The 20,967-nt window shown below is 67.8% G+C and carries 26 protein-coding genes; 16 read left to right on the forward strand and 10 right to left on the reverse strand.

The window, feature by feature from the left end:
• Positions 1 to 3: 3 nt before the first annotated feature.
• From Amac_RS12600 to Amac_RS12610, 3 genes are all read right to left on the reverse strand, one after another.
• Entirely contained in the window at positions 4 to 1,407 is a 1,404-nt protein-coding gene (locus Amac_RS12600) for a sensor histidine kinase (RefSeq protein ID WP_155354534.1), read from the reverse strand.
• The gene (locus Amac_RS12605) at positions 1,404 to 2,096 is read right to left on the reverse strand and encodes a response regulator transcription factor (RefSeq protein ID WP_155354535.1); all 693 of its coding nucleotides are present in this window, start codon (positions 2,094 to 2,096) and stop codon (positions 1,404 to 1,406) included. The genes Amac_RS12600 and Amac_RS12605 overlap by 4 nt, the downstream gene beginning before the upstream one ends.
• Positions 2,097 to 2,157: 61 nt before the next feature.
• Positions 2,158 to 2,682 (reverse strand): hypothetical protein, encoded by a 525-nt coding sequence (locus tag Amac_RS12610; protein ID WP_155354536.1) that lies wholly within the window; start codon positions 2,680 to 2,682, stop codon positions 2,158 to 2,160.
• Positions 2,683 to 2,889: 207 nt separating this feature from the next.
• On the opposite strand from Amac_RS12610, the gene Amac_RS12615 reads away from it, so the two are divergent.
• Both Amac_RS12615 and Amac_RS12620 read left to right on the forward strand, forming a co-directional pair.
• On the forward strand, positions 2,890 to 3,786 hold the full coding sequence (locus Amac_RS12615; RefSeq protein WP_155354537.1) for an ABC transporter ATP-binding protein: 897 nt from the start codon (positions 2,890 to 2,892) through the stop codon (positions 3,784 to 3,786).
• Positions 3,783 to 5,372 (forward strand): ABC transporter permease, encoded by a 1,590-nt coding sequence (locus tag Amac_RS12620; protein ID WP_155354538.1) that lies wholly within the window; start codon positions 3,783 to 3,785, stop codon positions 5,370 to 5,372. The genes Amac_RS12615 and Amac_RS12620 overlap by 4 nt, the downstream gene beginning before the upstream one ends.
• A gap of 14 nt (positions 5,373 to 5,386) precedes the next feature.
• On the opposite strand, the gene Amac_RS12625 is transcribed toward Amac_RS12620, so the two are convergent.
• Genes Amac_RS12625 through Amac_RS12635 form a run of 3 tightly spaced genes read right to left on the reverse strand, consistent with a single transcriptional unit; the run spans position 5,387 to position 8,230 of the window.
• Complete coding sequence (locus Amac_RS12625; RefSeq protein WP_218041041.1) at positions 5,387 to 5,866, reverse strand: nitroreductase/quinone reductase family protein; 480 nt, start codon at positions 5,864 to 5,866, stop codon at positions 5,387 to 5,389.
• 4 nt (positions 5,867 to 5,870) lie between these two features.
• Positions 5,871 to 6,842 (reverse strand): cytochrome d ubiquinol oxidase subunit II, encoded by a 972-nt coding sequence (cydB, locus tag Amac_RS12630; RefSeq protein ID WP_155354539.1) that lies wholly within the window; start codon positions 6,840 to 6,842, stop codon positions 5,871 to 5,873.
• A gap of 8 nt (positions 6,843 to 6,850) precedes the next feature.
• Positions 6,851 to 8,230: a cytochrome ubiquinol oxidase subunit I gene (locus Amac_RS12635; protein ID WP_155354540.1), complete on the reverse strand. Its 1,380-nt coding sequence runs from the start codon at positions 8,228 to 8,230 to the stop codon at positions 6,851 to 6,853.
• A 198-nt stretch (positions 8,231 to 8,428) separates the two neighbouring features.
• Here Amac_RS12635 and Amac_RS12640 point away from each other — a divergent pair, with 198 nt between their 5' ends.
• The 4 genes from Amac_RS12640 to Amac_RS12655 all read left to right on the forward strand — a co-directional run bounded on the left by Amac_RS12640 (position 8,429) and on the right by Amac_RS12655 (position 11,168).
• Positions 8,429 to 9,472, forward strand: a complete 1,044-nt coding sequence (locus tag Amac_RS12640) for a zinc-dependent alcohol dehydrogenase family protein (RefSeq protein WP_155354541.1) — start codon at positions 8,429 to 8,431, stop codon at positions 9,470 to 9,472.
• A gap of 75 nt (positions 9,473 to 9,547) precedes the next feature.
• Complete coding sequence (locus tag Amac_RS12645; protein ID WP_155354542.1) at positions 9,548 to 9,976, forward strand: hypothetical protein; 429 nt, start codon at positions 9,548 to 9,550, stop codon at positions 9,974 to 9,976.
• Positions 9,970 to 10,203: a helix-turn-helix transcriptional regulator gene (locus tag Amac_RS12650; RefSeq protein WP_155354543.1), complete on the forward strand. Its 234-nt coding sequence runs from the start codon at positions 9,970 to 9,972 to the stop codon at positions 10,201 to 10,203. Before Amac_RS12645 ends, Amac_RS12650 begins: the two co-directional genes overlap by 7 nt.
• Positions 10,200 to 11,168 (forward strand): NAD(P)-dependent alcohol dehydrogenase, encoded by a 969-nt coding sequence (locus Amac_RS12655; protein WP_155354544.1) that lies wholly within the window; start codon positions 10,200 to 10,202, stop codon positions 11,166 to 11,168. The genes Amac_RS12650 and Amac_RS12655 overlap by 4 nt, the downstream gene beginning before the upstream one ends.
• A gap of 703 nt (positions 11,169 to 11,871) precedes the next feature.
• On the opposite strand, the gene Amac_RS57290 is transcribed toward Amac_RS12655, so the two are convergent.
• Positions 11,872 to 12,003, reverse strand: coding sequence for a hypothetical protein (locus Amac_RS57290; RefSeq protein ID WP_281356276.1), 132 nt, complete (start codon positions 12,001 to 12,003; stop codon positions 11,872 to 11,874).
• Between the two features lie 103 nt (positions 12,004 to 12,106).
• Between Amac_RS57290 and Amac_RS12660 the strand changes: the two genes are divergently transcribed.
• Together Amac_RS12660 and Amac_RS12665 are read left to right on the forward strand one after the other, a co-directional pair.
• Positions 12,107 to 12,379 (forward strand): hypothetical protein, encoded by a 273-nt coding sequence (locus Amac_RS12660; RefSeq protein ID WP_155354545.1) that lies wholly within the window; start codon positions 12,107 to 12,109, stop codon positions 12,377 to 12,379.
• A gap of 3 nt (positions 12,380 to 12,382) precedes the next feature.
• A complete protein-coding gene (locus tag Amac_RS12665) occupies positions 12,383 to 12,646 on the forward strand; it encodes a hypothetical protein (protein ID WP_155354546.1) in 264 nt (87 codons plus the stop codon).
• A gap of 318 nt (positions 12,647 to 12,964) precedes the next feature.
• Here Amac_RS12665 and Amac_RS12675 read toward each other — a convergent pair whose 3' ends face one another.
• Complete coding sequence (locus Amac_RS12675) at positions 12,965 to 13,180, reverse strand: type II toxin-antitoxin system VapB family antitoxin (RefSeq protein WP_155354547.1); 216 nt, start codon at positions 13,178 to 13,180, stop codon at positions 12,965 to 12,967.
• A gap of 423 nt (positions 13,181 to 13,603) precedes the next feature.
• Here Amac_RS12675 and Amac_RS12680 point away from each other — a divergent pair, with 423 nt between their 5' ends.
• Positions 13,604 to 13,801, forward strand: coding sequence for a hypothetical protein (locus Amac_RS12680; protein ID WP_155354548.1), 198 nt, complete (start codon positions 13,604 to 13,606; stop codon positions 13,799 to 13,801).
• A gap of 118 nt (positions 13,802 to 13,919) precedes the next feature.
• On the opposite strand, the gene Amac_RS57295 is transcribed toward Amac_RS12680, so the two are convergent.
• A complete protein-coding gene (locus Amac_RS57295; protein WP_281356279.1) occupies positions 13,920 to 14,048 on the reverse strand; it encodes a hypothetical protein in 129 nt (42 codons plus the stop codon).
• A 141-nt stretch (positions 14,049 to 14,189) separates the two neighbouring features.
• On the opposite strand from Amac_RS57295, the gene Amac_RS12685 reads away from it, so the two are divergent.
• A complete protein-coding gene (locus tag Amac_RS12685; protein WP_174900165.1) occupies positions 14,190 to 14,462 on the forward strand; it encodes a DUF433 domain-containing protein in 273 nt (90 codons plus the stop codon).
• Positions 14,463 to 14,994: 532 nt separating this feature from the next.
• Entirely contained in the window at positions 14,995 to 15,657 is a 663-nt protein-coding gene (locus tag Amac_RS12690) for a hypothetical protein (protein ID WP_246268286.1), read from the forward strand.
• A gap of 77 nt (positions 15,658 to 15,734) precedes the next feature.
• Here Amac_RS12690 and Amac_RS12695 read toward each other — a convergent pair whose 3' ends face one another.
• Positions 15,735 to 16,286: a TetR family transcriptional regulator gene (locus tag Amac_RS12695; protein WP_155354550.1), complete on the reverse strand. Its 552-nt coding sequence runs from the start codon at positions 16,284 to 16,286 to the stop codon at positions 15,735 to 15,737.
• A 57-nt stretch (positions 16,287 to 16,343) separates the two neighbouring features.
• Between Amac_RS12695 and Amac_RS12700 the strand changes: the two genes are divergently transcribed.
• The 5 genes from Amac_RS12700 to Amac_RS12720 all read left to right on the forward strand — a co-directional run bounded on the left by Amac_RS12700 (position 16,344) and on the right by Amac_RS12720 (position 20,884).
• Positions 16,344 to 17,096: an SDR family NAD(P)-dependent oxidoreductase gene (locus Amac_RS12700; RefSeq protein WP_155354551.1), complete on the forward strand. Its 753-nt coding sequence runs from the start codon at positions 16,344 to 16,346 to the stop codon at positions 17,094 to 17,096.
• Positions 17,097 to 17,116: 20 nt separating this feature from the next.
• On the forward strand, positions 17,117 to 18,745 hold the full coding sequence (locus Amac_RS12705) for an FAD-dependent oxidoreductase (protein ID WP_155354552.1): 1,629 nt from the start codon (positions 17,117 to 17,119) through the stop codon (positions 18,743 to 18,745).
• Positions 18,746 to 18,924: 179 nt separating this feature from the next.
• Positions 18,925 to 19,836: a GNAT family N-acetyltransferase gene (locus Amac_RS12710; RefSeq protein WP_155354706.1), complete on the forward strand. Its 912-nt coding sequence runs from the start codon at positions 18,925 to 18,927 to the stop codon at positions 19,834 to 19,836.
• 63 nt (positions 19,837 to 19,899) lie between these two features.
• Positions 19,900 to 20,124, forward strand: coding sequence for a hypothetical protein (locus Amac_RS12715; protein ID WP_155346611.1), 225 nt, complete (start codon positions 19,900 to 19,902; stop codon positions 20,122 to 20,124).
• Between the two features lie 91 nt (positions 20,125 to 20,215).
• Complete coding sequence (locus tag Amac_RS12720; protein ID WP_246268288.1) at positions 20,216 to 20,884, forward strand: class I SAM-dependent methyltransferase; 669 nt, start codon at positions 20,216 to 20,218, stop codon at positions 20,882 to 20,884.
• The last annotated feature ends 83 nt before the right edge of the window (positions 20,885 to 20,967 follow it).

Here is a 20,967-nt window from a genome sequence, read left to right on the forward strand (position 1 = left end):
CGCTCAGAGTTTCTGATGTGCCGACAACCAGGACAGACCATCGCTGGGGCCGTCCGGGCGCCACGAGATGGGGAGTTGCACCAACACCGACAAACCCGTGCCGGGAGGTTCGATCTCTACTTTGCCGCCGTGCAGGACGACCTGCTGGTGGATCAAGGTCAGGCCCAGACCCGATCCGGGGCTGCCGACGCGGCGGCTGAAGCGGTTGAAGGCCTCCTGGTGGAGTTCCGACGGCATGCCAGGACCGTCGTCCGCCACGCGCAGGAGCGCGAAGGTGCCCTCCACCTTCACCGTCAGGTCGATCCGCACAGTGCCCCGAGGGCCGACACCGTGAACAGCCGCGTTGTCCAGGAGGTTGTCGACGATCATGCGCAGGCCCTCGGCCCAGCCCCGGACGATCGCATGCTCGGGAAGGTGCGCGACGATCCGCGCGTGGGGGTGGCGGCGAGCGGCCTCGTCCACGGCCACCCCGCTCAGGGCCGCCAGGTCGACCTCCTTCAGGGAGTCGGGCTCCATCAACTCGCCCCTGGCCAGCTGCCTCAACATCGTGATCAGGCGTTCCACGCGGGCCTGCTCCCCGGCCAGGTCACGGATGACCTCCCCGCGATCCTCCGGCGGCAGGTTGGGATAACCCAGCAGGGCGATATTGGCGCCCATACTCGTCAAGGGCGTGCGCAGTTCGTGGGCCGCGGTCGCGGCAAAGGCGCGGGCCGTCTCCAGTGCCTCGGCGGTACGGTGAACGGCCCTGTCGCGGCGGTCCAGGAGCCCGTTCACCAGGCCCGCCAGCTCATCGATCTCCGGCACTCGTGAGTTGCGGGTCAGGCGGCCTTCCCCGGCACGTACGTCCACGGCCGCCGCGTCCTTCGTCAGGCGCGTGAGCGGGCGCAGCGCGAAACGGCCAAGGGCCAGGCCCGTAGTCGCGCCAACCGCCAGGGCGATCAGCGTCACGATCAGGTGCTGGCGGTACATATGGGAGATTCGGCCGGTCAGCGGGGCCTCCTGTTCGAAGACCCAAAGCCGACCCCGCCTGCCGTTGACGCCCAAGGGGGTGCTCACGTACCGCCAGGCGCCGTCCGGCGAGGTCACGGGGCCGGGCACCGGCGTGGGCAAGGACGCCGGAACGGTACCCATGATCAGCGGAGTGCCCCTGGCAGGGGCCACATAGACGCCTTCCTCGCCAATGGCTGTCGGCGTGACGCGAATCCTGGCCGCTCGCGCGGGGGCGGCCTCGCGCTGGGCGTACGTCAAAGCGAGGGGTTGGAGGGACTGCATCCGCTGCGCCAGCCGCAGATCGCGTTCGGCACGCAGATCGTCGATCGACAGGCGGATGATCAGCAGGCCCGACAGGCCGACCAGCAACGGAACCATGACGGCCAGGCACAACGCGAACCGGGTCGACAACCTCATGACGGACGGCCCCGCAGGACGTAACCCACTCCCCTGACCGTCTCCAGGATGCGTGGCTCGCCGGCGGCCTCCAGCTTGCGGCGCAGGTAGCCGATGAACGTCTCGACCGCGTTGTGAGTGACCGCGAAGTCGTAACCCCAGACACGTTCCAGCAGGACCTCGCGGGACAGGACGATTCCGGCGTTCCTGGCCAGCACTTCGAGCAGATCGAACTCGCGCCTGGTCAGGGTCAGCGACCGGCCACCGATGACGACGTCGCGACCGGCCGTGTCCAGGACCAGATCGCCGACCCGTACGGCCGAGCCCGCAGCCCCCGCGCTCGTCGCGCCAGACCTGCGCAGCAGAGCCCGAAGCCGTAACGCCAGCTCGGTCAGGTCGAAGGGCTTGACCATGTAGTCGTCGGCCCCAGCCGACAGACCGGCCACGCGGTCGGCCACCTCGTCCAGGGCCGACAACATCAGAATCGGCACCTCGGAACCGCGCCGACGCAGTTCGGCGCACACCTCGATGCCCGACATGCGGGGCATCGACACATCCAGGACGATGGCGTCGACCTGATCGGCTATCTCCAGTGCGGCATGGCCTGTGCCGGCGGCCTCCACGCTGAAACCCTCCAGGGTCAGCCCGCGCCGCAGCACCCGCAGGATCGCCGGGTCGTCGTCCACCACCAGGATCCGGTGTGCGCCCATCTGCTTTCCTCCTCCGGCCGTGGCCCGGCATCATACGGGGACCACGGCCGGGCCTGGCATATTAGGCCTTACGGTGCACCGTGAACGGAATCGATGCCGGGTGCTGGCGGTACTTGCCCAGGTAGACCTTGCCGGTCGGCAGCGCGTTGCCGTTGATCTTCAGGTCGGAGACCGTGAGGGTGTCGGCGCAGGAGGTCTTGAAGTTGAAGCCGTCGATCAGGCCGTGGTTCACGACCGTGAAGGTGATCGTGAGCTTGTCGGCCGACAGCTCTACCTTGTCCTGCTTCTCGAGCTTGACCCACTTGAAGCCGACGATCGGGGTGTTCGAGGTGATCGTCCCCGAGTAGGTCTGGGGCTTGCTGCGCTTCTGGGTGACGCGCAGGTGGAAACCGTACTTGTCGTGCCAGAAGTAGTCGCCGCTGCGGGAGTGGATGCCAAGACCGGCCGGTCTGCCTTGAACCTGGCCGATCCAGGCGGCCTTTTCGCAGGTGCCGCCGGTGGTGGCGGAGGCGGGAGAGGCGCTGATCAGCGTCGCGCCGATCAGAGTCGCGCCCAGGGCAGCGGGAATGAGGGTGCGTCGCCGCATGGGTTAACCCTTTCGTGTGTGCGAAACCTAGCGCGCAGGACGATAGGGATGCTTCTTGGCAAGAACCTGAGATTCCGGCTCAATCTCCAGACGGCGGTCGGCTCGGCGAGATCTGGTGCCGCCCACCCGCGAGGAGTAACGTCAACGGCGGTGCGCCGGGAAGCCTGGTCGGCAAATGTCCTATCCGATCGGCTTCGGGAGCCTCCCATGTCGTCAGAGTTCGCCGTGCTCATCAACGGCCTCACCAAGCGGTTCGGCCACGTTCCCGCCCTCGACGGTCTCGATCTGGACGTACGGACCGGTGAGGTGCACGGCTTCCTCGGCCCCAACGGCGCCGGGAAGACCACCGCCCTTCGCGTCCTGCTGGGGCTCCTGCGCGGCGACTCCGGCCATGCCGAGATCCTCGGCTCCGACCCGTGGCGGGACGCGGTCGCCCTGCACCGGCGGCTCGCCTACGTTCCCGGCGACGTGACGCTCTGGCCGACCCTGTCCGGCGGCGAGGCCATCGACCTGCTCGCCCGGTTACGCGGCGGGATAGATCCACGGCGACGCGCCACCTTGATCGACCGCTTCGACTTCGACCCGACCAAGAAGGGCCGCGCGTACTCCAAAGGCAACCGGCAGAAAGTCGCGCTGATCGCGGCCCTGTCCGCCGATGTCGAACTGCTGCTGCTCGACGAACCCACCGCGGGCCTGGACCCGCTCATGGAGGCCGCGTTCCGCGAATGCGTCGCCGAGGAGCGCGCCGCCGGTCGTACCGTGCTGCTGTCCAGCCACATCCTCACCGAGGTCGAAGCCCTCTGCGACCGCGTCACCATCATCCGGGCCGGACGCGCTGTGGAGACCGGGACATTGACACAGCTGAGGCACCTGACCCGCACCTCGATCACCGCCGAGCTGGCCGAACTTCCCGCCTCCCTCGCCGGCCGGCCCGGCGTGCACGACCTCGCCGTCAACGGCAACCAGGTGAGCTTCGAGGTCGACGCCGAGCACCTCGACGGCGTCATGCGGCTGATCAGCCAGGCGGGCCTGCGCAGCCTTATCTGCCAGCCGCCGACGCTGGAGCAGCTGTTCCTGCGCCACTACCAGGTGAGCGCGTCATGATCGGAACCGGCGTGCTCGTCCGGCTCGCGCTGCGCCGCGACCGCCTGCTGCTGCCGGTCTGGATCCTGGTGATCGTCGCCATCCCGGTCGCGATCGCCTCCGCCATCGCCGAGCTCTACCCCGACGTCGGGCAGCGCCTGGCGCTGGGCGCCACCATGATGGCCAACCCCGCGCTCCAGGCCCTCACCGGGCCCATTTTCGATCCCGCCTCGGTCGGCGGGTTGACGGCTTGGCGGGCCACCACCTTCGCCGCGGTGCTGGCCGGTCTCATGAGCATCATGCTGGTGACCCGGCACACCCGCGCCGAGGAGGAGAGCGGGCGGGCCGAACTCATCGGCGCCGCGCCGGTCGGCCGGTACGCGCTTCCCGCCGCCGCCGTGATCGTCACCGGCCTGGCCAACCTCCTCGCCGCGCTGCTGTTGGTGGCGGGCCTCGCCGGGCAGGGGCTGCCGCTGGCCGGATCGATCGCCTTCGCCGGGGCCGTGGCGGGCATGGGCTTGGTCTTCACCGGGATCGCGGCGGTGACCGCGCAGCTCACCGCGAACGCCCGCACCGCCAATGCCCTCGCCGTCGCCGTCCTGGGCCTGTTCTTCCTGCTCCGCTCGGCCGGGGACGCGTCCGGGGCCGAGGCCGTGTCCTGGCTGTCGCCGCTGGGCTGGGCGCAGCGGATCCGGGCCTTCGCCGATGAACGCTGGTGGCTGCTGGCCGTGTTCGCCGCCGTCGCCGTCCTCTTGGTGGCGGGGGCCGACCTGCTGGCGCGGCGGCGCGACATCGGCGCGGGATTGCTGGCGGCCCGCCGAGGACCCGCCGCCGCGTCCGCGTCCCTGAGGTCGCCACTCGCGCTCGCCTGGCGGCTGCAGCGGGGCATGCTGTTCGGCTGGGCCGCCGGGTTCGCCGTGGTCGGCGGGGTGTTCGGTGCGCTGGCGGCCAGCGTGGGAGACATCGTCGGAGACATCCCCCAGATCGCCGACATGCTCGCCAGGATCGGCGGAGCGGGCGTCCTGGTCGACACCTTCTTCGCCACCCAACTGGGCCTGTTCGCCCTGGTGGCCAGCGGCTACGCCGTGCAAGCGGCCTCGCGGCCACGCGCGGAGGAGACGATCGGGCGCGCCGAACCGGTGCTGGCCGCCTCGGTGCCGCGCTGGCGCTGGCTCGCCGGCCACGTGGCCTGCGCCTTGGCCGGATCGGCGCTGATCCTCCTCATCGCCGGGCTGGCCGCCGGTCTCGCCCACGGGCTGCGCATCGGCGAACCCGCGACGCAGGCGACGCGCATCGCCGGCGCCGCGCTCGCCCAGGTCCCCGCCGTGTGGGTGCTGGCCGGTATCACCGTCCTGCTGTTCGGGCTCCTGCCTCGCATGACCGCCGTCGCGTGGGCGTTCCTGGTCGCCTTCTTCCTGCTCGGCCAGCTCGGGGAGCTGCTCCAGATCGACGAGACCATCCGCCGGTTCTCCCCGTTCGCGCACGTGCCCGCGCTCCCGGGCGGAACGGCGACCGCGACGCCGTTCGTGTGGCTCTGCCTCACCACCGGCGTCTTGATCGCCGCTGGTGTCGCCGGATTCGGCCACCGAGACCTGAAATCCGACTGAACCGCCGCACGCCTTCATCTGGCCGGTGTTATCCGGAAGACGGGGTGGCTTGCGGCCACGGCGGCGAAGGAGGCGAGTGGCGCGGTTTTCTCCGCGGGGATGTGGGGGCGTGCGCCTGGGGCCAGCGCCAGATATCGGCGGATTATCGGTGCCCGTGCTCCGATCTCCACCTCCTCCAGGGTCACGTGCTCTGCCGTACCCCGTCGTAGGACCGCGCGGCCGCCGGCGGCCCGGACATTGCGGACCCAGTTCGCGTCCTCGCCGAGCATCGACACCAGGTAGCGCTCGCCCTCGTAGTCGGCCACCACCACCGGGACGGAGACGAGGCGCCCGCTGGTGCGGCCGCGGACCTCCAGGGTGACGGCGCGGCGGGGAGACAGCAGGCCCGCGCCGAACTGGCGGGCGTCCATCCGGTTCATCGCCCGGGCCAGGCGGCCGGGGCGGTTCGCGGGGTACATCCGCCGTTTCAGCGAGTACAGCAGCGATCGGATCATGGGTTCAGTCCAATGTCAGTCGTTTGCGGAACACCCAGTAGGTCCAGCCCTGGTAGAGCAGGACTACGGGCGTGAAAATGGCGGCCACCCAGGTCATGACCGTCAGCGTGTACGGCGTGGAGCTGGCGTTGTCCACGGTCAGGCTGTTGGCGGGGTCCAGGGCCGGCATGACGTTCGGCCACAGGTTGGCGAACAGGGTCGCCGTGATCGCGACGATGGCCAGCGCGTTGGCGGCGAACGCCCAGCCGTCGCGGTCGCGGCCCAGGGCGATCAGGGCGCCCGCGATGCCGGCGGCGGCGATCGCGGCAATCGGCCAGGTGAGGGGCTTGCCCTTGTCGAGCTGGGTGAGCAGCAGGAACGCGCCGCCGATCAGCAGGGCGAGCAGGCCGATCTGGCGGCCCAGCCGGATGGCGGTCGCGCGCAGCTCGCCCTGCGTGCGCAGGGCGAGGAAGACCGCGCCGTGGAAGGTGAACAGCGTCAGCGTGGCCGCGCCACCGAGCAGGGCGTACGGATTGAGCAGGGTGAACAGGCTGCCCGTGAACTCGTGCGCGGCGTCGAGGGGCACGCCCTGGACGATGTTGGCGAAGGCCACGCCCCACAGGAACGCGGGCGCGAGGGAACCCCAGAAGAAGGTGCGGTCCCAGCCGCGCGTGCTGTCGCTCTTGTTGCGGTACTCCAGGGCGATCCCCCGGGCGATCAGCGCCAGCAGGATGAGGAACAGCGGCAGGTAGAAGCCGCTGAACAGGGTGGCATACCACTCGGGGAAGGCGGCGAACGTGGCGCCGCCGGCGACCAGCAGCCACACCTCGTTGCCGTCCCAGACGGGCCCGATCGAGGCGACGACAAGGCGCCGGTCGGATTCGTCGCGGGCGACGAACGGCAGCAGCACGCCGACGCCGAAGTCGAAGCCCTCCAGGACGAAGTAGCCGGTCCACAGGACCGCGATGAGCGCGAACCAGACAGTGGTGAGTTCCATGGAGACCTTCAGTACGAGAGGGCGGGAATCGGCTCGGCCGGGGCGGACTCAGGGTCAGGGCCCATGCGGATGAACTTGAGCAGCAGCCGGACTTCGACGGCCGCCAGCACGGCGTACACGAGGGTGAAGCCGACGAGGGTGAGGGCGACCTCGGCGACGTCGGCTCCCGGGGAGACGGCGGCGGCGGTGCGCATGATCCCGAAGACGGTCCACGGCTGACGGCCCATCTCGGTGAAGATCCAGCCGAGCGAGTTGGCGAGGAACGGCAGGGCGATGCCCAGGACGGCGATCCGGGTGAACCAGCGGCTCTCGGGCAGCCGCCCGCGCCGGGTGAGCCACAGTCCGGCCAGCGCCAGCAGCCCGGCCAGCGCGCCGAAGCCGATCATGAGGCGGAACGACCAGTAGGCCAGGCCGATGACCGGCCGGTAGTCGCCGGGGCCGTACTGGGCCTGGTAGCGGGCTTGCACGTCGTTGATGCCCTCGACTTCGCCGTCAAGGCTGTTGGTGGCCAGCAGGCTCAGCCCGTTGGGCACCTGGAGGTTCACGCTGTTGCGCCCGTTCTCGACGTCGCCGATGGCGAACAGGGAGAAGCCGGCGGACGTCTCGTCCTCCCACAGGGCTTCGGCGGCGGCCATCTTCATCGGCTGCTGCTCGGTCATGATCTGGGCCTGCCAGTGCCCGGACAATGCCACGCCCACGGCCGCGACGAGGCTGACGACCATGGCCACCCGTCCGGACGTACGGAACAAAGCGACGTCGCGCTTCCTGGCGAGCTGCCAGGCACTGACGCCGGCGACGAACGCGCCCGCGGTGACGAACGCGCCGAAGATCACGTGCGGGAAGGTGGCCAGGGTGGTGGAATTGGTGAGCACCGCCCAGATGTCGGTCAGCTCGGCCCGCCCGCTGACGGGGTTGAGCCGGTAGCCGACCGGGTGCTGCATCCAGGAGTTGGCGGCCAGAATGAAGTACGCCGAGACGGCCGTGCCGATCGACGCCAGCCAGATCGTCGCCAGATGGATCTTCCGTGGCAGCTTGTCCCAGCCGAAGATCCACAAGCCGAGGAACGTGGACTCCATGAAGAAGGCGATCAGCCCCTCCATGGCCAGCGGCGCCCCGAAGACATCACCCACGAAACGCGAGTACGCACTCCAGTTCATCCCGAACTGGAACTCCTGCACGATGCCCGTGACCACGCCCATCGCGAAGTTGATCAGGAACAGCTTGCCCCAGAAGCGGGTCATGCGCAGGTAGGCGGGGTTCTCGGTGCGGTACCAGGCGGTCTGCATGCCCGCCACGATGAGCGAGAGCCCGATCGTGAGCGGGACGAACAGGAAGTGGTAGACGGTCGTGATGCCGAACTGCCACCGCGACAAGTCCAAGACGTCCATCGGGGACTCCAGGTCATAGGGAACTCCCCGAAGCGTCGATCATCCGAGGTGGTGGGCTATAGAGCCGGGAGACCCGTCCGGACAGGACCTTGGTCCTTCCGCGGGTGGCGCCAACTTTCGGCGGCGATCGAGAGGACCAAGGGCCCTGACCGACCCGTCACCCCAAGTCCAGCGTGGAGGTGACGAAAGGAGCAGAAGATGAAGGCTCTCGTGTACCAAGGTCCCGGCAACCGATCATGGCGTGACATGCCGATGCCGGAGGTCGTCGATCCGGGCGACGCCGTCGTCCGGGTGGACGCGGTGACCATCTGCGGCACCGACCTGCACATCCTCAAGGGCGACGTGCCCACCGTCGATCAAGGCAGGATCCTCGGCCACGAAGCGGTCGGCACGATCGTCGAGACCGGATCCGGCGTCACCACGCGCCAGCCGGGCGACCGCGTGCTCGTCTCGTGCGTCACCGCGTGCGGGCGCTGCCGCTACTGCCGGTCCGGCATGTACGGCCAGTGCCTCGGCGGCGGCGGGTGGATCCTGGGGCACCGGATCGACGGCACCCAGGCCGAGTACGTCCGCGTCCCGTTCGCCGACACCTCCACGTACCTGGTGCCGGACGGCGTCGCCGACGAGAGCGTGCTCATGCTCGCCGACATCCTGCCGACGTCGTACGAGGTGGGCGTGCTCAACGGGCGCGTCCAGCCGGGCGACACCGTCGCCGTCGTCGGCGCCGGGCCCATCGGGCTGGCCGCCATCACCGCGGCCCGGCTGTTGACCCCCGGGCACATCGTCGCGATCGACCTCGCCCGGCCGCGCCTGGACGCGGCGTCCCGCTTCGGCGCCGACGCCGTCACCGAACCGGCGCAGGCCCAGGAGACCGTCGCCGCGCTCACCGGCGGCCTCGGCGCGGACGTGGCCATCGAGGCGGTCGGCGTCGCGGACACCTTCGAACTCTGCACCCGCCTGGTACGGCCCGGCGGGCACGTCGCCAACATCGGCGTGCACGGCGGCCCGGCGACGCTGCACCTGGAAGACCTGTGGATCCGCAACATCACGATCACGACCGGGCTGGTTGACACCTCCTCCACGCCCACCCTGCTGCGCATGATCGAGGCCGGCCGGCTGGACACTGGCGCGTTCGTCACACACCGCTTCGCCCTGGCGGAGATGGAGAAGGCGTACGAGGTCTTCGCGGACGCGGCCACGACAGGCGCCCTCAAGGTCGTCCTCACCCGCGAGGCGGTGTAAAACTTTCTAGACATCAAGTAAAAGATTTGCTACCTTCGGGATGTCAAAGATTCTGTACATCCCGAAGGGCAAGGCATGACACTCGAGGAGAAACGGGCGTGGATCCGGCTGGTGGTGGCCGTCGCCGCGTACGGCGGGTATGCGGCCGTGGTGTTGAGCCAGGCCGGCGGGCGACCGCTGGCTGAGACGCCCTACGGCGCGGCCCTGCTCGGCAGCGTGGGGGCGGCCATTGCCGCCGCGATCGTGATCGAGATCGTGGTCAACGCGCTGGATCGGCAGACGTCCCTGGTGAAGGACGAGAGAGACCGGGAGATCGGGCGGCTGGGAGATCACGTCGGCCAGTCGTTCGTGGTGATCGGCGGCGTCGCGGCGATGCTCATGGCGATCGCCGATTGGGAGCAATTCTGGATCGCGAACGTGGTCTACCTGTGCTTCGTGCTGTCGGCGATCCTCGGCAATGTCACCAAGGTCATCGTGTACCGCAGGAGCCTCCCGCAGTGGTGAAGCCGACCAGCGTGACCAACCGCATCCGCGCGCTGCGCTTCGCCAACGGCGAGATGACCCAGGCCGACCTGGCCGAGCGCATCGGCGTGACCCGGCAAACCCTCATCGCGATCGAGCAGGGCCGCTACTCACCGTCCCTCGAAATGGCCTTCCGGATCGCCCACGTGTTCAAAGTTCCACTCGAAGAAGTATTCCAATACCCCAACTCCCAGGAGGAGACCAAATGAAGGCGATCGCCCAGGACGTGTACGGCTCGGCCGATGTGCTCCAATTACGCGACGTCGACCAGCCGTCCATCGGAGCGGACCAGGTGCTGGTCCAGGTACGTGCCGCCGGAGTGGACCCAGGCGTCTGGATCTGCATGACCGGCCGGCCGTACGCGGCGCGGGTCGCGTTCGGGCTGACAAAGCCCAGGGTGGCGGTGCGCGGCCGGGCACTCGCCGGGGTGGTGACGCAGGTCGGCGCCGACGTGCAGGGGTTCCAACCCGGCGATGAGGTGTACGGCACCACCAGCAGCGGCACATTCGCCGAATACGCAGCCGCCTCCTGGAAGCGTCTCGCACCCAAGCCGCCCAGGCTGTCGTTCGAGGAGGCCGCGGCGGTGCCCATCTCCGGGGTGACCGCACTGGAAGGCGTCCGCGGCCGGGTCAAGGCCGGACAGAAGGTCATGGTGATCGGCGCGGCCGGCGGCATCGGATCGTTCGCGGTGCAGATCGCCAAGGCGTTCGGCGCGAGCGTGACCGGCGTGTGCGGCACCAGCAAGGCAGAACTGGTGCGATCCCTGGGCGCCGACGAAGTCATCGACTACACCCGCGAGGAGGTCGACCGCGACGGCCCACGCTACGACGTGATCATCGACACCGCAGGCTGCCGCCCACTATCACTACTGCGGCGCGCCCTAACCCCCCGCGGAACCCTGGTGCTGGCCGGCGGAGGGCATGACGCGGGCGGCCTGTTCGGCGGCTACACCCGCCAGATGCGCGCACCCCTGCTATCGCTGTTCACCAGCCAGAACCTGCAGGGCCTGACATCCCACGAACGCGCCCAAGAACTGAAGGAACTCAGCCACCTCATCGAATCCGGCAAGGTCACCCCAGTCCTAGACCGCACCTACCCTCTCGCCGACGCCCCCGCCGCAATCCGCTACCTAGCCGAAGGCCACCCCGCCGGCAAGGTCATCATCAAAATCTGATCAAGACCAGACGGCATTCACGGGAGTTCTTCACGACCCCCGACGGGGCATCCTCGTCACCAACTAAAGGTCTTCCTCATCATCGTCCAGAGCGGACTGAGTCGTGGCAGTGCGACGGGCCACGTACGGAACTGACTACCCCGCGCCGACCGAACCCGGTAGCGACGGCGAGGATCACGTCGAGGTTATAGACCTGAATCTGCCGCCGAACCTCACGCGAGCCCTCAGTTCGAACTATCAAGTGTTGCTTGATAGTTGCCTCCGGCACCTCGCCATCCCTCAAGATCGCGAGGAGTCGAATAGTTCGGCCATCTGTGTCTGCGAAAGCCAGACGGTCCCATCGACCGCGCGGAACTGGATCTCTACGTGTCCGTCCTCGGTCCGATAGAGGATGATCTCAGGCCAGGTCACCCGCCAGGCCAGCCTTCCCGACCAAATGCCTCCCGATACGCACAAACACCTCAACCGATCCAGCGGTCGGGACGCATCTCCCAACTCCATCGTTCCAGCGAGAAACTCGGTGAGAACGTCCATTGGATTTGGGTTGATGTCGATCCTCGGACATGAACCCCGTCAATCGAGGTCACTGGTGTGCCCATGTGGGCACACCAGGCCCCCCTAGACCCGAGAGAACCCCTGACAACCCGATCGTGCTAGAGCAGCGCAATCGGTAAACCCGCAGGTGAGAAACCCAGTATGCCCATCAAGCGACGGCGATGAGTGCGGCGATGAGTCCGTACTCGATGGCCGTGGCGGCGGACGCGGCAGTCTGTGTGACAGCGATGGCCGCCAGAGCGACGGTGATCGTGATGACGAACCTGACAGAAGTACGCATTGCATCACCTTCAAAGATCTTAGAGTCGGTTCTCCTCGGTATTCGGTGCCGGGCGGGGCTTGGATTGCGGCGACTCGGGTGAATTTCTAGCGATGGCGCGTAGGTGCTGCGGGTCCTGAGGTTGGAGGAGGCCTTCGCGGGGTTCGGACCGGCGCGGGTGGTGGGGCTGATGGTCTGGCGCGACTTGGACGTGATGTTCACCGCCCCGCATGCCACCGCGGCCGATGTATTCACGGCCTTGGCCCGGCTGGCCATCGTGCCCGGGCTGACCGTCGTGGACTACCGAGACGAGCGGGAAGATCGGCGGCCTACCGACCAGCGGACGGATGAGCGCCACTACCTGGTCTGCCGCTACGAGGGGCCAGGGGGTCCGTGAAAGGTGGACATCACCATATGGCTCCACGCCGTAGACCGCCCGACGCTGGCCGAAGCCGAGCGACTGGCCCGCCACGTGACCCCAGAACAGCGCATGGCGATCTTGCGTCTGAAGCATCTGTGGCGCCGCAGCCCCCACTACCCCTACCGGGTAGGAGGCACCGACGTCTATGACGCCGTACTGGAGCACGACGTCCGCTCGCCGGAGGAGTTCTCCACCTACCTGCGTCTTCGCGGCCTACCCCCGGACCCGTCCGTCGGCGAATGACCACTTGGATCACTATGGATGGGTCCTAGCGCTGTGCCGCTGACGACCGCATGGACGAAGAAGGTCCAGATCCGCCACCTTGCAAGCGCGGTCGCGCGGTGAGGCGGAGCGCAAATATCGATTGTTGTCGGCGGACCGCATATCCTCGATCCCCCGGATACGATCCGCGGTCGAACGGCGCTGAAGAAGAATACAAGTTCGGTGATGGGCAGACCGCGATCAAGCCGGCCGCCACCGCCTGGTCCCAGCCATACTGCTCGGCATCACCACGCATGAGCCGGGCCAGGGCACTGGTATCGATCAGAAACTGTGCCGGATTCACCGGCGATAGCCGCTCTTGTCCTCGAAGACCTCAAGATCGAAGGCCCCCTCGGCGGCCACCTCACGCAACCGGGCCAGCGCCAACGCCCGGCGCCGGTTCTCCAGCACCTCCCGCAGGGCGCTGTTCACCGTCTCCTTCTTCGTACTGGTCCCCAGCGCCTTGGCCACCTCCGCGACCAGATCATCATCCAGATCGATCACCGTACGACTCATCGACGCCTCCCGTGCATCAAGATCTGCGTGATATCGAGTTTGCACAAGTCTCGGCGGTCGTTGAGAGGTCCGCCCTTTGTCGGACGGTACGAAGAACCGGTCGAGGTATGACCCCACTCATGATCGGGACAAGTGCTCATGAGCCTCGAAGGGGCGGGCAAGAGAAACATGGCAGGAGAGTAAGCCAATAATCGGTGCCAGTGGGTACCCTACAGCTATGACATGGCACTTGCTGCGCCATCGTGGCCCTTCTAGGGAAGGGCCTCTGGTCGGCTGACCATTTCCGGTCAGCCTCTGACAGGCGAAGCACGATCGAGGCATCGTGGCCCAGGCGAGAGGCACACCATCACGACCGCCGTTTGCGGTCGGATTACCCAGTTTCACGGGATTCTCGCGTTTTCTCGGGCGAGCAAGGGCCTCCCAATGATTGTCATCAATGGCACGTGGCAGCGTGTCGCTTTCTGCGCGCTGCTCGTCATCCCTATGGCGCTGGTCATTATCCTGATGACTCCCGCGTTCGTCATCCTTCCGTTCTCCAAGGCAGGGCGCATGTTCATCCTCGCGCTCATAGGGCGGTTGACCAGCTGGGCGCGCGTAGTCGTACCCAAGAAGGACGGGTGACCTCAGTGATTGGCTGCACAGGTCCATGAGTACCGGGCAGCCACGCCCAAACTCGACCCCAGCTGGTTCCCGTACTGGTCGAGGGGCAGGACCCACAGATCGTGATAGCCCATGTTGGTCAGCACGATTTGTTGACCACTCGGTAGTACGAGTGGCGCCGTACTTGGGTCTGCGCGTACGGCACGGCGAGCGCGGGCGGCGTACCAACAACGACCGCCTCCGAGACCACGAACACGACAAACAGCACGACTCTCAATAAGCGCCGCGCAGACCTTCCCCCCTCGAATACGCCAACCTGAACGGACTGGCAACCGTCCCATGACTTGCGTGGGAGGAGACCGCTACACGGCATGGATCGGCGACGAGCCATTCATCGAGCGGCCCCCGCATGACCGACCTGACAGTATTGGAGCGAGGCATTGTGAACTTCAATCGAATCGCCGTCGAGCCCGACCAACTCGAAGGTAAGCCCACAGTCCGAGGTCTGCGCATCACTGTCGAGACTGTCGTCCGGCTCGTCGCAGCCGGATGGAGCTTCGAGGAGATCCTCTCCGACTACCCAGACTTGGAGCATGAGGACATCAGGCAAGTCCTTGCATACGCAGCGGCTTCCACCAATGTCCACTTCTACCGTCTCTGCGAGCCCGCGGGACCTTCCTGATCGACGAGGACACCGGCATTGCCGAACTGCTGACCAAGGCCGGTCACGACTCAGTACACGTCTGTGGTCTCCAAGCTACGAGTGCACCCGATCTGGATCGCTGAAGTCAGGCGGCTCGGCGCCAAGCGTTAGCCGCAATGATGCTGGCCACAACCACCTACAGTGCGGACATGGATAACGCGCCGCCCCGCGATGACGAGCCCTCAGTCTGTCCCGCGTGCGGTGCTGGAGCCGAGCAATCCAGCGACCCCGAACGCATGTGGGCAAGCATCTGCTACTGCGGCCATCCCCGGTTCTACGACTACAAGCACCACGATGGCACCTGCCCTTGCTTGACCTCCCGCTGACGGAGTGCCCCTGCTCAGGGCAGTCGGCTCCGGCTGATCGGCTAGCCGAACGCCCTGTCCGGACGTTCCCCTACCGGCGGGTGGGGACGCGCCTCGGCCGCCTATGCACCCCTGTCGGCAAGACAGACTTGACCGCTGTTTTCTATGCTGCGGGAGTGGGTCGCCGGGATCAGTACCGAGCAGAGTTGCGCGTACTCGACGCCGCGCAGTGGCCGGGCTACCTGCGGGAGCACTCTGGGCTGCCCGGGCCGCGCGCCAATATCGAACTCGCTCAAGCCGTCGCCGATGAGGGCGACCAGGACTGCTTCGACGGTTTCATCACGACCGGCGATGAGTACCTCGTGTTCTGCGGGGTTGTCGGACTCGGGAGGTTGCTGGCCGAAGGCGGGGAGGTGGAACAGCGGCTGCGGGGCCATGCTGCCGATGCGCGCTGGCGCGTGCGCGAGGCAGTGGCGTTGGCACTGCAACGTCTCGGTGACGGCGACCCGCTGCGTTTGTTCGACCTCGTCCTCGACTGGGCTGACGACGAGAACCCGCTGGTCCAGCGGGCAGCTGCGGCCGGTGTCTGTGAGCCTCGCCTGCTGAGCACCTCGGACGCCGTGGAATGCGCCATCGAGGTGTGCTCACGATCGACGAAAGCGCTGGCCGCGCGTCCGCCGGACGAACGCCGGAGCACGGAAGTGCGCGCTCTTCGCCAGGCCCTGGGGTATTGCTGGAGCGTCGCGGTGGCCGCCGATCCTGCCATCGGCTTGCCCGCTTTCCAGGCACTGGCCGCTTCCGCCGACCCGGACGTGACCTGGCTCGTACGGGAGAACTCCAAGAAGACGCGCCTGGCGAAACTGCTCTGACCATCACCAGCCAGCAGGGTGAGCTGCGACTTCACGCGAGCCGGTCGAATCCCCCCGTAAACATTGTCGTGGCCGGATCAGGTGAGGGCGCGGCGTAGTAGGAGCCAGGCGCGGGTGGCGGTGGGGCGGCGGGAGGGTTCTGGGGTTTTGGCGAGGAGGCTGGCGATCATGCTGATTGCGAGTCGTAGTTCGTCGGTGCCCACGTCGGGTCTGATTACGCCGGCCTGCCGGGCCTGGTCGAGTTTGTCGGCGAGTACGCGGGTCATCCGTGCGTCGATGCGGGCGAGGTCGGCTTCCAGTGCGGACGGGCTGATCATGTCGATGAAGGCGGTCGAGGCGATGGCCTGGTCGGTGAGTAGGGCGAGGATGTCCTCCAGGGTGGAGCCGGGCTCGGCGGCCAGGGTTTCCATGGCGGTGATGTTGTCCTCGAACACGGCTACGGCGAGGCTCATGCGATTGGGGAAGTGCCGGTAGAGGCTGCCCTGGCCTACGCCCGCCCGGCGGGCGACCGCGCTGAGGGGTGCGTCGTACCCGGCGGTGGCGAAGACCGCGCGCGCTGCCGCGATCAGCGCCGCCCGGTTCTCGGCGGCGGCGCTGGGCCCCCTGTTGACGCGCTGCGCATTCGTCATAGAAGCTACCGTATCAACCGGACAATGCTGTCCGGTTGTTGCGGAAAGGATCGTGCCATGACCGACCTAGCCGACAAGACCTGCCTGGTGACGGGAGCGGGTTCAGGGATCGGGCGCGCGATGAGCCGCGCCTTCGCGGAGGCAGGCGCACGTGTGGTGGTCTGCGACATCAACGAGGTGTCCGCCCGGCGGACCGCCGCGGAGATCGGCTCGGCCGCCCTCGCGGTCCCGGCCGACGTCGGCGACGAGGCGTCGGTCAATGCGCTGGTCGACCGGGCCATCGGCGAGTACGGCCGGATCGACGTGCTGTGCAACAACGCGGGGATCCTCGACACCATGGCGCTGCCCGCCGAGATCTCGGTCCAGACCTGGGATCGCGTGCTGCGGGTGAACCTGAGCGGCACATTCCTGCTCACTCGCGCCGTCCTGCCGTACATGCTCGGCCAGGGGGGTGGCGCGATCATCAACACCGCGTCCGAGGCCGGCATCCGCGGGGGTGCGGCCGGTGTCGCGTACACCGCGTCCAAGCACGGTGTCGTCGGTCTGACCCGCAGCGTGGCCTGGGCGTACGCCAAGGACGGCATCCGCTGCAACGCCATCCTGCCGGGCCCCACCGAGACCGGCATCGGCGAGTCGTCCGGCGGCTTCGACCCCGCGGGCGCCGCGCGCCTGGGGCCCGTGCTCGCGCTCGGTGAGCGGCTGGCGCAGCCCGAGAACATGGCCAGCGTGGCCGTCTTCCTCGCCTCTGACGCCGCCGCGTTCATCAACGGGGCGCTCGTCCCCGTGGACGGCGGCTGGTCGGCGGCCTGAACGATCGGAGGGTCAGCACGATGGAAGAGCAATGGGACAAAGTCGTCGACATCCTGGTCGCGGGATCGGGCGCCGCGGGGCTGACGGCGGCCATCACCGCCGCCGATGCGGGGCTCGACGTCCTGGTCGTGGAGAGCACGGCCAAGTGGGGCGGCACCACGGCGATCTCCGGTGGAGGGCTGTGGATGCCGGTCAATCCGCTCATGGTCCGGGCGGGTGTCGCCGACTCCAGGGAGGAGGCCCTGCGGTACATGCAGGAGGCGATCGGTGAGGCGGGTCCCGCGTCCTCGGGCGAGCGTCGCCGGGCCTTCCTGGACAGCGGGCCGGAGGTGGTCCGGCTGCTCGGCCGCCTGGGCGTACGGTGGCGGCGCTCGCCCGACTACCCCGACTACTATCCCGACAGGCCCGGCGGCAAGGTGGGGCGCGGGATCGAGGTGGCGCCGTTCGACACCAAGCGGCTGGGGTCCTGGTATTCGACCTCGCGAGCCGCCGACGGTCTGCCGGCGCCGGTGATGACCAATGATGTGTGGCTGCTCGCGCGGGCCTGGTCCACGCCGAGCGGGTTCGTGCGTGGGGCGCGCTTCGTGTTCCGTACCCTCGCCGGGCTGGCGACCGGCAAGCGGCTGGTCGGGCTGGGTGGTGCGCTGAGCTGCTCGCTCATGTGGATCGTGCGGGATCAGCAGACCCCCGTCTGGTTGTCCTCCCCGATTGTGGACCTGGTTGTCGAGGACGGCGCCGTGGTGGGTGCGGTGGTCGACAAGGAGGGGCGTCAGGTGCGCGTACGAGCCCGGCGGGGCGTCGTGCTGGCGGCCGGTGGCTTCGCCCGCAACAAGGAGTGGCGGATGAAGCACCACGGTATCCCCGGCTACTCCGCCGCACCCGAGGGCGACCTCGGCACCGCCATCGGCATCGGCGCGGGTGTGGGCGCGGCGCTTGAACTGATGGACGACGCCTGGTGGGGCGCGGGCACGGTCGGCCCGGACGGCAGCCACGGCTTCATCCTGTCGGAGCGGTCCATGCCCTTCTCCATCGTGGTGGACGCGGCCGGCGACCGCTTCACCAACGAGTCGGCGTCCTACATCGATTTCGGCCACGCCATGCTGGGGCACACCGTGCCCGGGCCGACCTGGCTGATCACCGACGTACGGCATGCTCGCCGCTACCTGTCCACGTCCTACCTGGGCCGCAAGAAGCAGTGGCTGGCCGCGGGCATCCTGATCGAGGCACCTACGCTGAAGGAACTGGCAGAGCGGATCGACGCCGACCCCGCACGGCTGGCCGCGACCGTCGAGCGGTTCAACGGCTTCACCCAGACCGGCGTCGACGCCGACTTCGGCCGCGGCAGGACCGTCTACGACAACTACTACGGCGACCCCAGGGTCAAGCCGAACCCCAATCTTGGCCCGCTGGAGCGCGGCCCCTTCCGTGCGCTCCGCCTGTATCCGGGCGATCTGGGCACCAAGGGTGGCCTGCTGACCGACGCCGACGCCAGGGTGCTGCGGGAGGACGGCTCGGCCATCCCCGGCCTGTACGCCGCCGGCAACACCACCGCCTCGGTCATGGGCCGCACCTACCCGGGGCCTGGCTCGACCATCGGCCCGGCGGTCGTGTTCGGCTACCGCGCCGCCCGGCATGCCACGCTCGTCTGAAAAGGGTTTGCGCGCCTGGCGGCAGGTCCGATAGAACGTCTCGTCCGAACAAACGAAAGGAGGGATGAGCCGATGCGTGCCACGACCGTCGTGCCAGTTCCTTCCTGGGGTACGGCCGATAGCTGACCCAGGGGCGAGCGGGCACACCTGCCAAAGGAAGTGCCTTGAACGACCTGACCATGCGCCCGATTGTCGGGCGCGAAGAACTCGACCTTTTCTGCCGCCTGCCGTACGTCCTCGATGACGAGCTGGCGGGCGACCTCGATTCGGGCCGGCGGCGGCCTGAATGGATGTGGATCGCGCTGCGGGGAGACCGCCTTGTCGCCAGGCTGGCCTGGTGGGCACGGCGTAAGGACGATCCGCCGTTCATGTTGGACACCTTCGATCTCGACGACGCCGAAGGGCTCGACACCGGGGTCCGGCTGCTGGAGACCGCGATGGCCGCGACCCTGCCGGCAGGTGCTGTCCCGCCTGAATACAGCCGGTTCGTCCCTCCGGGATGGCGGGACGACAGCACGTCCAGGCGTGCCGTCGAAGACCGGATGGCCGTACTCGAACGGGCCGGTGCCCGGCTGCTCGTCGAGCGGCTGCGCCTGGAGTGGCGCCCTGGGACGCCGATTCCCGAGCCGAGCGGGCGCCTGAGATTCCGGCCGGTCGGCGACCGGGAGGAGTTCGTGGACCTGATGACCGCGGTCCTGGACGGCACCCTCGATGCACACAGCCGCGCTGACCTGGATCGCAGTCCGGCCGCCCAGGTGGCGGCCGAGCAGTACGACGGCGAACTGATGGACTACAAGGGCCCACGGGACTGGTGGCGGATCGCCACGACACCCGGCGGCGAACCCGTCGGATTCGTCATTCCGACGCGGAACAGCTACAACCCAATCATCGCGTACATAGGCGTGCTTCCCGCGCACCGGGGAAACGGCTACATCGACGATCTTCTCGCTGAAGGGACGCGGATCCTCGCCGCACAGGACGTGCCCCGGATCCGGGCGTCCACCGATGTCGGCAATGTCCCCATGGCTCAGGCGTTCGAACGTGGCGGATACGTCAACTTCCAAGGTGAGATCAACATGACTTGGAGCTGACCCGCGACATGGTTTGTCGTGTTCTGTCGCGAAAGCTATCGCCAGAGGCACATACTGGAGGGGATGAAGCCAGCCAGTGAACCCCGTCGCCACCTGCCCACCAGTCCCTTCAAACGCCCGCGTCCCGCCCCGCCTGTCGAGCGGTTCAGCGTGAACGATCAGGTGACCCATGATCGGTACGGCCTCGGCGTCGTCATCGGCGTAGAAGACGAGATCGCCGTGCTGGTCGATTTTGGATCACAGCAAGAACGAATCACGACACCATTCCACAAGCTGTACAAGCTCTGAGGCCGCAGGGAAGCACGCAGCGCCAGCGGTGTGCTTCCCGGGTCATCGGGTTCCCGGCGGGTTGATCCGTCGATCCGTCAGGGAGACAGTGGTGAGACTCCTCGATCAGGATGCGCTCGAACGCTCCTCGGTGGCGGCCAACTGCGCGATGAATCGGGAGCGTCGCCTGCAGGGCTACAACCGCGAGCTAGGCCTGAACGTCATCGAGTTCCTCGGTTCCCGTTCCACTCCGGGAGCGCCGGTGCGGTGGTTGGACATGTGCTGCGGCACAGCCAACGCGCTCTTCGAGGCTGCGGCGAACTTTCCGCACGAGGTTGAGATCATCGGTGTGGACCTGGTCGATTTCTTCTCCGGTCCGCCGCGCCCACCCCGAGTTCGGCTGCTCACGGCCTCGGTCGCGACGTGGGAGCCTGAGGGTACCTTCGACCTGATCACGAGTGTGCATGGACTGCACTATGTCGGCGACAAGCTCGGCGTGATCGCCAAGGCGGCGCGGTGGCTGGCCCCGGACGGTCTGTTCGTCGCCAACTTCGACGTTCGCAGCATCCGCCGCGAGGACGGGGCTCCGGCTGGTTCGCCTCTGGTCAGAACGCTTCGTGCCGAAGGGCTGGGCTACGACTCCCGAAATAGGCGGATCAGCTGTCGTGGATGGCGAGAGATCCGCATGCCGTACGCCTTCGTGGGCTCTGACGACCAGGCGGGGCCGAACTACACCGGGCAACCTGCGGTCAACTCGCACTACGCGCGTGCCCTCGACTGATCGGTCGGAGATCTAGGTCGGCTGTGTCAACCGGGTGGCGGTGCCCCTCGTCTCCCTATACGCCCCCTATTCACCAGGACTCG

The organism is Acrocarpospora macrocephala (assembly GCF_009687865.1).
Lineage (GTDB): Bacteria > Actinomycetota > Actinomycetes > Streptosporangiales > Streptosporangiaceae > Acrocarpospora > Acrocarpospora macrocephala.